Here is a 13,623-nt window from a genome sequence, read left to right on the forward strand (position 1 = left end):
ATCTTTAGTTTTAGTAATAATTCTTTTGATTTTCATTCAAGTTCAGTCTTTATTAATTTATTGGCTTAGTAGAGAATTAACCATTTGGCAATAATTTATCTCTACGGTTTGCTCCGTAAAACTTTAATTTTACGCTTGAGCAAAAGAAAATTGGAGACTAAAGCGGATGGATTATCCCATAGTATAACTATGAGGATTAAGATTTTATTAGTGTTTTATATCGTATTTAAATTATGAATGAGAACAGAAGAGATTTTCTGAAAAAAGCAGCACTTTTTTCCGGAGGCATGGGACTATGGGGAGTTTTACCTGCTTCCATAGAAAAAGCCATGGCCATTAATCCGGACCCCGGAACTACCTATCTTGACGCAGAGCATGTAGTCTTATTGATGCAAGAAAATCGCTCCTTTGACCATTGTTTTGGTAAATTAAAAGGAGTTAGAGGATACAATGACCCAAGGACCATTTCATTGCCTAACAAAGACAAAGTTTGGATTCAAAGAGACAATCAAGGAAATGCTTTTACTCCTTTTAGGTTTAATATAAATGAGACCAAAGCGACCTGGATGAGTGATATTCCTCATTCTTGGGAAAATCAAGTAGATGCGCGAAATAACGGAAAGTATGACGGTTGGATTGAAGCCAAGAGACCCGGAAGAAAAGAATACAAACATGTACCGATGACCATGGGTTTTTATGAAAGGCAGGACATTCCATTTTATTATGCCTTTGCAGATGCATTTACTGTTTGTGACCAACATTTTTGCGCAGCCCTTACCGGTACCACTACCAATCGAAATTATCACTGGGCTGGAAAAACGGTAGGGAAAGTTGGTGAAAAGCCTCTGGTAAGAAACGGAGAGCATACTTACGGAAAAGAAGTGGAGTGGAAAACCTTTCCTGATCGCTTGCAAGACAATGGCGTGTCTTGGAAGGTATACCAAAATGAGGTAAGTTTACCTACCATGTTGGAAGGTGATGATAGGTCTTGGCTTGCAAATTTCACAGACAATAACCTGGAATGGTTCAAACAGTTTGAGGTTCGCTTTACTCCGGGACATTATGAGTTTTTAATACACAAACAAAATAGCCTGCCGGCTGAAATTTCAAAGTTAGAAGCTTCCCTTAAGGAAGCAGTGGAAACCGATAAAGCCGGTATTAAAAAAGAAATCGCTTCCAAAAGAGAGGCCCTTGTTTTTGTCAAAGCGTCCATAGAGAAATTTGGGCCTAAGGCTTTTGAAAAGTTAACATCTCGGGAAAAGGAAATGCATCAGCGCGCATTTACAACGAATATTGCAGATCCTGATTACCACAAAACGGAGATCTTGGAATATGAGGAAGATGGAGAAAAAAGAGCGACTAAAATTCCTAAAGGAGATATTTTCCACGAATTTAGAAAGGATGTAAACTCCGGTAAGCTCCCCACAGTTTCGTATTTGGTCGCACCAAAAAACTTCTCAGACCACCCGAGTGCTCCTTGGTATGGGGCTTGGTATGTTTCAGAAGCTTTGGAGATTCTAACTAAAAATCCTGAAGTTTGGAAAAAAACTATTTTTATCCTGAATTATGATGAAAATGACGGGTACTTTGATCATGTACCACCATTTGTTCCACCAAAACCTTATGACCCTACAACAGGTAAAGTTTCCAATGGAATAGACGCCAGAACAGAATTTGTATTCAAAGAACAAGAGGAAAATTATCCAGGCATGGATGTAGAAGATGTGCGTGAAAGTCCTGTTGGATTGGGATATAGGGTGCCTTTAATTGTGGCTTCGCCTTGGAGTAGAGGTGGATGGGTCAATTCTCAAGTTTGTGATATTTCTTCCACCATTATGTTTATGGAAAAGTTTTTATCCCATAAAACTGGGAAAAAAATTGAAGAGGAGAATATCAGCTCTTGGAGAAGAACCATAAGTGGGGATCTTACTTCAGTATTTAGACCTTTTAATGGAGAAGAAATTGATCTACCTAATTTCCTAACCATGGAAGGGCATGTGAAGAAAATTCTTAATGCAAGTTATAAAGACATTCCTGACAATTTTAAAATTTTAACAGACAGTGAAATAAGTCAGGTCAATAACAGCTTTTTGCAGTCGCCATTATTGCCAAAGCAAGAGCCGGGAACCAAACCCTCCAATGCCCTTGCCTATGAATTGTATGTGGAAGGGGAGATTGATCGTTCCCGAAAAGCCATTGTGCTAAACTTAGAGGCATCGAAAAAGAAATTTGGCGACAAAGCGCTAGGAGCACCGTTTTTGGTCTATGCACCCGGATCATATAGAAATCCTAAAACTAGTGCCTATGAGTCCGCAATGAATTGGTCTTTTGCAGTAAAAGCAGGGGACGTATTGGATTATGAATGGCCTTTGGATGCTTTTGGGGGAGAGATGTATCATCTGCAGGTATATGGCCCAAATGGTTTCTTCAGAGAGTTTAAGGGCAATAAAAATGATCCCAAATTGTCTTTGGTATCTTCGTTTACGGCAGATGGTGGCGAAAGTAAAAACGGTGTTTACTTAATAGAAATTGAAAACATTTCTAATGTAGTATTATCAGTGAAGGTGACTGATAATGCCTACAAACATGGTGAAAAATCCATAGACCTCAAGCCGAGAGAGAAAAAGCCTGTACGCGTGCCAACGGTAAAAAGCCAAGGTTGGTACGATTTTACCTTGGTTGCACAAGGAAATAAAGCTTTTAGTAGACGGTACTGTGGACGCATAGAATTAGGAAAAGACAGTATCTCAGATCCATTGATGGGAGGAGAGTTGTCCATTGACCTGAGCTAAATTTCCCCCTATTAAATTGATTCCTGAGGCTTAATTTCAATTTTACCAGTACAATAAAAAGGACCTTTTCTATGTATTTGAAAAGGTCCTTTTTTATTCGTTCACTATTTGATGAAATATTTATTCTTCTACAACTGTTACTTTTCCGGCCTCATAAACCACTTGTTTGTAATCTGCACTATTGTACCCATGGTTGGTTACCAGAATCGTTAAGTCAAATTCTCCAACTTCTTTATAGGTATAGGAAGTGTACCAACCGGTTTCTCCCAAAGCGGTTTTAAAACCTCTTGCTTTTACGAGTCCATAATCAGAGTAATAATCACTTACAATTAGCACGGGATTGCCGAACATATCCAAAGAGTCTGTTTCCGTATTTACTTTCTTTACGATTCTACGTTCTCCCCCCGGCCAAACTGTAGCAATGTCCGCATCAGTATTCACTACAAAACGGAAGGCTTTGTTCACCGTAGGTTGAGTGATTAAAGAATCATTTCCTTCTATATCCATCATGTACATTTCTACGCTTTGAACGGTAGGATTGGGCACAATGTCTTCCTGTAAACAGGAAAAAAGAACCAATGGGGCAAGCATGCCCATGAGGATTAAATTATATGTCTTTTTCATTTTCTTATATTTTATTTAGTAGCCTGGGTTTTGATTAAGTGAAGCATCCTTTTGAATCTCAGTAACCGGGATAGGTAACAAAAGCTGGTATTCTTCAATTGGTTCTGTAGTAAATATTCTGGCATCAAAACCAACCACATTCATTAGTGCCCAGGAGATTTTTTCTACTGCTTTTCCGGTTCTTACCAAATCAAAAAACCGATGTCCTTCAAATGCCAATTCAACCCTTCTTTCATGTAAGATTTGTTCAATATCGAGTTGGTCCACAGTCAAACCTTTCAAACCTGCTCTTTCTCTTACCCTGTTAAAGTAGGGTAGGGCTTCACTTGCTTTATTATTCGCTACCAAGGCTTCACCATACATCAATAATGCATCTGCATATCTTGTGACCATATAATTAAAATCGGTACCTGTGATGTTGTATTGTGCTAAGGTGCTTGTTTCCGGGGTAAACTTTTTAGGCCAAGGTTGTAATTCTGGGCTTCCCCCTTCCAGTTTACCTGAATCTAAGGTAGTATTGTATCTTGTCCAATCAGGCTCATCAATCCAGTCATTGTCTTCCACAAATTCTTGCATAAAATTGAACATAACAATTGGCCCACCCCCTGAAGCAATGCCGTACAGGTATCCATTTTCGTTGGTCATCCATTTAAAGAGAAAGTTAGGTTGACCCAAAGTCGCATTATAATTGATCTCAAAAATGGATTCATCGTTGAATTTGTTATCCGGCTTATGAATGGCATCAAAATCATTTAATAAAGAATAATTGCCTGCCTCTTTGTCTACGATCAGTCTTTTCAATACGGCTTCAGCTTGTGTAGGATTATTCATCGTTAAATGAACCTTTCCCAAAATTGTCATAGCAGCTCCTTTGGTAGCCCTGGCTTCTTCTCCTTGCAAACCAACGTCATCCTTTTTCAAACAACCGGCAATGGCTGCTTCCAAGTCAGGAATAATCACAGAAGAATAAATCTCGTCTATTGAAGTCCTTCCTATACCGATGGCCTGGTTTGGGTCGTCTAATCTTTCCACTACTTTTGGAACATCTCCATAAAGCCTAACTAGGTTAAAATAAGCCAAAGCTCGCAGGAATTTAGCTTCTGCTTGGTAGACTTTAACCAACTCTTCCTCATCAGTATTCAATGGGGTATAATTGTCAATTATGTCAATAATATTATTAGAGTTGACAATGACTTTATAATGGTCTCTCCAAAAATTGGAACGAGAATTTCCTGTATTCTTTTTCATCAGGTAGTCATTGCTCTGCCATAACACATCTTTTCCATCGTCAGAAGAGATTTCCAAATATTGAGGAACCTGATTCCGGGAGTATATATTTTGAAAAGGTGCATAGCAAGCTGCCAAACCGGCTTTTATTTCTGAAGGGTTGTTATAAAATGCTCCTGTTGAAAGTGCATCCTCAGGTTGCCTGTCAAGAAATTCTTCCGAGCAAGAGAAGAGGAGGCTAACTATTATAAGTAGGTTTAATATTTTTTTCATGATTTAGAGTTTTTTACAATGCTAAGTTGATTCCTAAACTGATGGTCCTGGCCAAAGGATAGGCTCCCCTGTCTATGCCTTGAGACAATGCAGAGTTTCCTCGGTAGTTAACCTCTGGATTGTATCCAGGGTATTTGGTAAAGAAGAAAGCATTCTGTACACTCAAATAAACGCGCAAATTATTTATGTTTGCTCTACTTGCAATTTCGTTAGGTAAGGTATAGCCCAAAACCACATTTTGGATATTTACATAAGTTCCCTTAAAAACCAAGCTACCGGAGACACTGGAACCATCCGCACTTTTCCTGGTTGGAGAAGCATAGGCTCCGTCAGTTCTGTAAGGAGTCCAGTAATTATTAAAATACTCAGTTGTCATACTCCTTCTTCCTCCTCCTCTTCCAAGCATACTTTCAAATTCAACCATGGACAGGTCTCCTCCTTGTACCCCATTCACATGAACAGAAAAATCAAAATCTTTGTAACCGAAGTTATTGGTCATTCCCCATACAAATGAAGGGTTGTTTTGTCCGATTACAGTTTGGTCATTGCTATCTAAAATACCATCACCATTGACGTCTGCGGCTTTTGGTGTGCCGGGATTGGAACGTTTGCTCCATAAGGCCTGGTGTGGATTGAAAATAGGGGATGTTTTTACATCTTCCCAGTCATCGAATGCACCAAGATTTGAATAGCCCCAGATTCCGGCCAATGGTCTGTTCTCCGCGGTATAACCATTATTATTAATGATAGGTCGTTTATCTTTGCCTATATCCAGTACTCGGTTTCGGTAGTAGGAGAGATTGGCCGATGTACTCCAAGTGAAAATCCCATCAATATTTCTGGTTGAAATAGCATATTCATATCCTCTGTTCCTCATGGAGCCCGCATTGGCCATAAAAGAACTAAAACCTGTAACCACCGGTAATGGGAGGTTAAATAGCATGTTTTCAGTAAGTCTATGGAAATAGTCAACACTTAACATCACTCTGCTATCGAAGAACTCTACATCCGTACCCAAACTGAAATCTGTGGTTTCTTCCCATCCTAAAGAAGAGTTGGCTACTTTTCCATCCACATAAGAAGGTGCGAGTGTTGATCCGGCACCAAAGACATAGGCTCCTGAATTCAATGTGCTAAGTGCGAGATAATTACTTATGCCTGCATTTCCGATTACTCCCCAACCTCCTCTGATTTTAAGATCATTCACTACAGCTCTGAAAGGTTCAAAGAAGTTTTCATCGGATGCTCTCCAAGCTACAGACATGGAAGGAAAAATACCCCATCGGTTGTCTTTACCGAATTTTGATGAGCCATCTCTTCTGATACTACCGGTAAAATAATATTTACTGTCATAATTATAGATTACACGTGCAAAACTACCGATCATGGATTCACTGGAACGATTCGTTCGCGCATCATTTTGTGCATTTACAATGGTCGTCCCTTGGTTCAATGTAGGAATTAAATCTGTGGGGTAATCGTACTTGTTGATATAAGTACTTCTATAACTGGCCTCATCTACTGAATACCCCACCATTGCATTTAAAGAGTGGGCATCAAAATTTTTGGTATAAGTCAGGAAGTTTTGAGAATTCCAATTAAAGCTTGAGGTGACCTGATTAATCCCTCTTGACCTTGAAAAGGGCTGTGAAACTGTAGGCATGGAGTTAGGAAGGAAGTAGTTTCTCTCCCAAAATCTAAATTGTGTATGAAATTCTGAACGAAATGTTAAACCTTCCATTAAATTGATTTCCGTATACAAAGTGGCTAAATTCTTAACTGTTCTTCGCTTGTCTTCAATTTGAAAATTCGCCAAAGGATTGACTGCAAAATCCAAGTTCCAAAACCATGGGTTCTCATAGGTAGCCTCTGTTCCATAATAGTGAGGGACCCCATTTTCGTCTGTAGGTGCCCAAATCGGAGGCAATCCTAAAGCGTTGTAAAATGGGTTTCTTGTACCTCCGCCTTCGGTATTGGCCAATACTTGTGTGTTTTCCAGTGAAGGGGCCAACATCAAACCCAATTTTAGGTAATTATTGACTTTCATATCCACGTTGGCTCGGAAAGAAAAACGGTCGTAACCTGAGGATTTTACAATTCCTTCTTGGTTAAAGTAACCTCCTGAAACCCGATAAGTGATATCCTCTGTTCCCCCGGATGCAGAAAGTTGAATATCATTTGTTTTACCCATTTGACTTATTACATCCTGCCAATCGGTATTGTGAGGACTGTTTTTTGTGGTATCCGTAACCGTAATCCACCGGTAAAACATTTGATATGGGTCCTGCATTCCTGCTGAATACTGAGAGTAATTGGTCCAATTACTGATCCTTGTTTCATCAGAATCTGTCCATTGCCAAAGCGGAGCCTCGGGGTCATTGGTACCGAAATTAGGATCTTCGATTACATAGGCAGCTGCCCTTGATTCATCCATCATTTGTAAAAATTGATCCCGATTCAATACTTCCACTTTATTTAGCATGGATTGAATACCTGATGTTGCATTGATGGAAATGCTGGGCTTACCGGATTTACCTTTTTTAGTAGTAACCAAGATGACACCATTGGCAGCCTGAGTACCATAGATGGCACTTGATGAAGCATCTTTTAATACCTCTATGGATTCGATATCTGCAGGATTAATTGAATTTAATGGGTTTTCAGATTTATTGTAGCCATCTTTAATTGGAAAGCCGTCAATTACAATCAGAGGACTGTTGCTCGCATTAATTGAACTTACTCCTCTGATCACAATGTTGGATCCCCCTCCCGGTGCCGAATTATTGTTGGATATTCTCACTCCCGGCATTTTTCCTTGCAAGGATTGTACAAAATTGGAGGAAGGTCGGTCTTTAAGATCTTCTGCGGATGCTGAGGAGATAGCAGTAGAAATATCTTTTCTTTCCTGTGTACCATAACCAATTACCACTACTTCGTCAAGTGCTGATATGTTTTCCTTTAATGTAACATTCAGTATGGTACGACTTCCGATTGCGATGGTTTGTTTTTCAAATCCTATAAATGAGAAAACCAAAGTGGCATTTTCGGGTACAGACATTGAATAGCTCCCATCAATGTCCGTAACAGTGCCTACAGAAGTTCCTGGTATAGATACTGTTACTCCAGGCAATGGTTCGCCGTCAGGATCTGTTACAACTCCCTTTATGGTTATATCGGCTAAAAGGAATTTGTACAATGATTTATGTTCCTTACTAATTGTGGTAGATGAACTAAAATCTGGCTTTGCTAATGCCGGATTAAGAGACATCGTGCTACCGGTTAATGAGGCCAGTAGGAGGCCTGTGAATAAATTTCTACGTCCTATGCACCGTAGAGGTATACTTTTTTTCATAGCATTTGGGTTTATAGTTAAATTTGATGTTATAATATTTACATGAATATCAGTTTGTTATGTGATAAATGGTATCGGATATTTTTAATTACTTATTTTTTATAATCATTGGAATATTCTTCACCAATATATTTCTATATTATATGATGGTAACGTTCACAAAATGAGTTATTTGGTATATGGTTAAAATTGAATTTAGTGTTTAAGTACAATGATTAGTTGGAAAATTAATACTAGATTAAAAGGTAATTATAAAAAAATAATTTAAAATAAAAAAGGTGTAATGATTTTGATAATATTGAAAAGCTGAATTTTTTAGTTTTTGAGAACCAATTGTTTTATTGATTTTTTAATAAAACAATTATTTTATAATTATAACAATAGTAAAAATTTAATTGGTATTGATATAATTTAATAATATGTTATTTTTTTATTATAATGACAAATAAAGATAAGTGGAAATTTTGTACATATTTTTTCAAAATTTAATCTAAACGGTTGTGGGATAATCCAAATATGATACATGTAACTTTCGGCATGATATTTGGATAAACCTTAAAAGTTCATTAAGGGAATATAAATCCAAATCCTTTTAGGGCTTAACGTTGAAAGTGGTAAGGAAGCCAATTAATGTTCAGAGTTGGGGGAAGTTTGGGTTTAAAGAGGTTTGGATTTAGACGTTTGCGTGAAGTAAATTTTTGAATGGCTTAGGTTAGATTCAATTAAATTTTTAGTAAATAAAAAACTTTATTTTCACGAAGTTCCCCAAGTGGTAATGTTTATATATTCAAAATAATAACTCAAATGCGAAAAAAAACGATAATCAGTATAGGGATAATTATTAGTTTATTACTCATATTAAGATTGTTTCTACCAAGCATTGTACTTCATTTCGTCAATAAAGAGTTGAAGGATATGGACGAATATACCGGTAAAGTGGAGGACATAGATATTGCTTTAATCAGAGGTGCTTATGTCATTGATGGAATTGAAATCTTAAAAAGAGACACTGGTCAAACAGCAGCTGTAGACACCGTACCCTTTTTTTCATGTCCAAATATTGATTTATCAATTCATTGGAAGGCTTTGTTTGAAGGGAAAATAGTAGGTGAGCTTTTGGTGAATCAACCCAAGTTAAATTTTGTGCATACCCCAAGTGTTGACCCCGAAGTAAAGCAAGATACTTCCGACTTGAGAGGTTTAATCAGGGAATTGATGCCTTTGGATATCAACCGGTTTGAGATCAAACAAGCAGAAGTTCACTATATAGACAACTTATCTAAACCGGAAGTGGATGTATTTATTTCAGATTTAAATATTCTTGCAACTCATTTAACCAATAATCCGGTGGAAGGAGATTCTCTACCCTCTTCCCTGAATGCAAATGGCAGTACATATGGTGGTGTATTCAATTTAGATGTGAAATTAAATGCCTTAGCAGATCAGCCTACTTTTGATATGAATGCTGAAATTGAAAAAGTGGATATGGTCGGATTGAATGATTTTTTGAGAGCTTATGGAAATTTTGATGTGAAAAAAGGAGAGTTCAATGTTTTCACAGAGTTTGCTGCTAAGGATGGTAACTTTAAAGGCTATGTAAAGCCATTAATAAAAGATTTGAATGTGGTACAATGGAACAAAGAAGAGGGGAATATGCTTCAAGTTTTGTGGGAGACCCTCGTTGCGGGAGCTGCAGAACTATTTGAAAACCAGAAAGAAGATCAATTGGGTTCGAAAATCACCATAGAAAATACCTTCGAGAATCCCGACATTCATACCGGTCAGGCCATAATGATAATATTGAGAAATGCTTTTGTTCAAGCTTTAAGGCCATCAATTGAGCAGTCTATTAATTTAAATAATATTGAGGAAAAGGAAAGTAGTACAGGCTTTTTTGAAGGTATATTTAAGGGGGATAGTGAAAATTAAGAATTGTATAATTTTTCATTGCTGTCAGAGAAACCATTTTTTAACTGTTTCCTCCATTGCTAATTGTATTGCTTATCAGATACAATTTAGTTTTATAAACAGGTACATGCATTTATTAACAATTAGGCATAGGCAATATTTTAATTATATCAGGATTAAGAGTTTTTTGGGTAAGGTCTATTAATGATTATATTTTTCAAGTAATAAATAATATTTTTACCTAATTTTAAACGTCAATCGACATATTTCTTATTGTTAAAACCTTGATCGGGTAGAAGATTGAAGGTGTATTGATGAATCTGAGTTAAGATAAATTTTGATAAAATATGATGAGGTTTTTGAGTTGTGACTGGGGAACAAGTTCTTTTAGGTTACGGATTGTCAATCTAAATGATGGAAGTATAGAAGGTGAGCATTTAAATGAAATGGGCATACAAGCTACCTATCATAAGTTCTTAGAAGCTGGTAAAGAGGTCGATAGAGTTAAATTTTATTTCGACCAATTAAAAAAGGAGATTAAGCAAATGGGTGAAAATCTTCATGTCAATTTAGAAGGTATGTTGATCGTTTGCTCGGGTATGGCCTCTTCAAGTATAGGGTTTAAAGAACTGCCTTATGCAGATTTGCCAATTGATGTTAAAGGTAATTCGGTAGGGTTGGATTACTTTCCTATTTCTAATGATTTTGACCATTCCTTGCTGTTGGTGTCCGGGCTAAGGAGTTCGGACAATGTTATGAGAGGGGAGGAGACCCAACTGATAGGTGTGGTGAGGCAGTTGGAAAATTTCTCAGGCGAGGGTGTTTTTATTTTTCCGGGGACTCATTCCAAGCATATTAGGGTAGAAGACTATAAGGTAAGCGATTTCAAAACCTATATGACTGGGGAAGTATTTCAGTTAATGGCTTATCAAAGTATTTTATCAAAAAGTGTAAAAACCGACTCCAATGAAAGTTACGAAGAGGTATTTAAAGTTGGCGTTGAAGAGGGTGCTTCAAATGCTTTATTATCTGTGTTTTTTAAGACGAGAACAAACGAATTATTTGGCCGCTATACCAAAGAAGAAAACTTTCATTATTTAAGCGGTTTGTTGATTGGAAATGAACTGAGTAATTTGGTGGAAGAAAAGGATTCCAGTATTTATCTCTGTTCCGAGGGTAGATTGCATTCAAATTATGCGATTGGAATGGAAACATTGGGAATCAAAGCTGAAGTTTTACCTCGAGAGTGGGTTCGCAAATCAGTCATTCATGGTCAAATTCAAATATTGAATCAAAATATTAACAATGAAAAAAACATTTTCCTGGGAAGCTTTTGATAAAGCTCCCATCGTAGCCATTTTCAGAAATTTAGATAGCGATGATTTGCTTCAGGTCGCTGAATGTTTTAAAGTTTCAGGCCTTTCCACTATGGAAATCACATTGAACTCGAAAAATGCCACAGAGGATATCACTCGCTTGGTCAATGAATACGGCGATGAACTAAATATAGGGGCTGGAACCGTTTGTGATATCAATGACTTGCATGCTGCTTTAGGTGCAGGGGCTCAGTTTATCGTTACTCCAATATTAGATCAAGAGGTAATTCAATATTGCGTGGCCAATCAGGTTCCGGTATTCCCGGGAGCTTTCACCCCCACAGAAGTTTATAAAGCATGGAAATTAGGAGCCAATATGGTCAAGGTCTTTCCTTCTTCCGCATTAGGGCCGAGTTATATCAAGGACTTATTAGGACCTTTGGATACTATTAAATTGTTGCCTACCGGTGGTGTCAGTAAGGACAATATTTCGGCCTATTTTAAAGCAGGTGCATCTGGTGTAGGTGTTGGCAGTGCAGTGGTGCCAAAATCTTTCTTACAGAACAAAGATTGGGAAGGTCTTAAAAAACACCTAAGTCAATTTTTAAAAGCCTATCAGGATACTGATTAATATGCCGAATTAATTCTACTATTTCGGCTATTTTATATTTCCCCCATTATATTTTATTTAATAAACCCATGGATCAAACGCTCTATCTATTTATTATTACCTCTTTGTCTATATTGTTGTTGTTGGTATTAGTGATGAAATTAAAGGTGCATGCCTTTATTTCTTTATTATTGGCCAGTTGTTTTGTAGGCTTGGCATCAGGTATGCCATTTATGGAACTTATAGGTAGTCTTCAAAAAGGCATGGGTGATATTTTAGGTTTTATAACCATTGTTGTTGGCCTTGGAGCTATTTTAGGTAAATTGTTAGAGGTCTCCGGGGGTGCACAAACCATGGCTCATTTTTTAATTAAAGGGTTTGGGGAAAAGAGAACTTCTTGGGCATTAATGCTAACGGGTTTTATTGTATCTATACCGGTATTTTTGGATGTAGGCTTTATTATCTTAATTCCATTGGTTTATGCCTTAGCCAATAAATCAGGGAATTCATTATTACATTATGCCATTCCTCTATTAGCAGGAATGGCTGTTACACATGCTTTTATACCACCTACTCCCGGGCCGGTGGCTGTTGCGGAAATATTAAATGCTCCTTTAGGTTGGATGATAATTTTTGGGGTGATCGTGGGCTTGCCTTGTGCGATATTGGCAGGGCCTATTTTTGGTGAGTATATTTCTAAGAAAATATTTGTACCTGTTCCATCACATATAGAGTTTAAGGATGAAGCGACAAGTAATGCTTCTAAAAGTGACTTTTATTTAATAGCATTTATAATTATTCTGCCATTGATATTAATTTTAATTGCTACCACCTCCAATTTATTAGTAGAGACGGGTTATATTAAGGGAGATAATTATTTGCTAGAAATAGCCCAATTTTTAGGACATCCATTTATTGCCTTGACCATAGCAACGCTTGTGGCCCTATATTTTTTAGGGTATAGAAAAGGTTACAAGGCCAAGCAATTGCTTGAATTTTCGGACAGGGCCCTTGCTCCGGCAGGACTTATTATTGTGATCACAGGTGCTGGTGGGATGTTCAAAGAGATTTTGGTGCAAAGTGGTGCAGGAGAAGCACTTGCAGAAGTATTTATAGCCTATAATGTAGCTCCCATTGTTATGGCTTATCTGATTGCGGTCATTATTCGGATCATTCAAGGGTCGGCTACTGTGGCCATGGTTACCGCTGCAGGTATGATCTCTCCAATAATAATTGATATGGACATGTCTGATCCCCATAAAGCTTTAATTGGGATTGCTATAGCAGCAGGAGCGTGTATATTATCTCATGTTAATGATTCTGGGTTTTGGTTGGTTAAGAAATATTTAAATATAAGTGAAAAAGAAACCTTACAGACCTGGACTACATTAGAAACAATAATATCCCTAACAGGATTTTTAATTGTTCTTACTATTTCCATTATTTTTATGTAATTAATTAAAAACTAGTAGGTTGAGTTTGTTATATTAAATTTTAAATATATATTTATGTATATATAAC

General features: G+C 37.3%; 8 protein-coding genes. 5 read left to right on the forward strand and 3 right to left on the reverse strand.

Annotation, left to right across the window (positions count from 1 at the left end):
• Positions 1 to 233: 233 nt before the first annotated feature.
• Entirely contained in the window at positions 234 to 2,792 is a 2,559-nt protein-coding gene (locus ACYVHJ_RS23870; protein WP_460520274.1) for a phosphocholine-specific phospholipase C, read from the forward strand.
• 120 nt (positions 2,793 to 2,912) lie between these two features.
• Here the strand turns inward: ACYVHJ_RS23870 and ACYVHJ_RS23875 are convergent, their stop codons facing one another.
• From ACYVHJ_RS23875 to ACYVHJ_RS23885, 3 genes are read right to left on the reverse strand one after another with little or no spacing between them, the layout of a single operon-like run.
• Entirely contained in the window at positions 2,913 to 3,416 is a 504-nt protein-coding gene (locus tag ACYVHJ_RS23875; protein ID WP_339903865.1) for a hypothetical protein, read from the reverse strand.
• 15 nt (positions 3,417 to 3,431) lie between these two features.
• Positions 3,432 to 4,916 carry a RagB/SusD family nutrient uptake outer membrane protein gene (locus ACYVHJ_RS23880; RefSeq protein WP_339903866.1) on the reverse strand — a complete coding sequence of 495 codons (1,485 nt, stop codon included), beginning with the start codon at positions 4,914 to 4,916 and terminating at the stop codon, positions 3,432 to 3,434.
• 13 nt (positions 4,917 to 4,929) lie between these two features.
• On the reverse strand, positions 4,930 to 8,268 hold the full coding sequence (locus ACYVHJ_RS23885; protein WP_460520279.1) for a SusC/RagA family TonB-linked outer membrane protein: 3,339 nt from the start codon (positions 8,266 to 8,268) through the stop codon (positions 4,930 to 4,932).
• 804 nt (positions 8,269 to 9,072) lie between these two features.
• Between ACYVHJ_RS23885 and ACYVHJ_RS23890 the strand changes: the two genes are divergently transcribed.
• From ACYVHJ_RS23890 to ACYVHJ_RS23905, 4 genes are all read left to right on the forward strand, one after another.
• Positions 9,073 to 10,197: a DUF748 domain-containing protein gene (locus ACYVHJ_RS23890; protein ID WP_460520282.1), complete on the forward strand. Its 1,125-nt coding sequence runs from the start codon at positions 9,073 to 9,075 to the stop codon at positions 10,195 to 10,197.
• A 326-nt stretch (positions 10,198 to 10,523) separates the two neighbouring features.
• Complete coding sequence (locus ACYVHJ_RS23895) at positions 10,524 to 11,513, forward strand: 2-dehydro-3-deoxygalactonokinase (RefSeq protein ID WP_460520285.1); 990 nt, start codon at positions 10,524 to 10,526, stop codon at positions 11,511 to 11,513.
• Entirely contained in the window at positions 11,482 to 12,123 is a 642-nt protein-coding gene (locus tag ACYVHJ_RS23900) for a bifunctional 4-hydroxy-2-oxoglutarate aldolase/2-dehydro-3-deoxy-phosphogluconate aldolase (protein ID WP_339901329.1), read from the forward strand. Before ACYVHJ_RS23895 ends, ACYVHJ_RS23900 begins: the two co-directional genes overlap by 32 nt.
• A gap of 68 nt (positions 12,124 to 12,191) precedes the next feature.
• Positions 12,192 to 13,556 carry a GntT/GntP/DsdX family permease gene (locus ACYVHJ_RS23905; protein WP_339901330.1) on the forward strand — a complete coding sequence of 455 codons (1,365 nt, stop codon included), beginning with the start codon at positions 12,192 to 12,194 and terminating at the stop codon, positions 13,554 to 13,556.
• Positions 13,557 to 13,623: the final 67 nt, after the last annotated feature.

Source organism: Cyclobacterium sediminis (assembly GCF_054781075.1).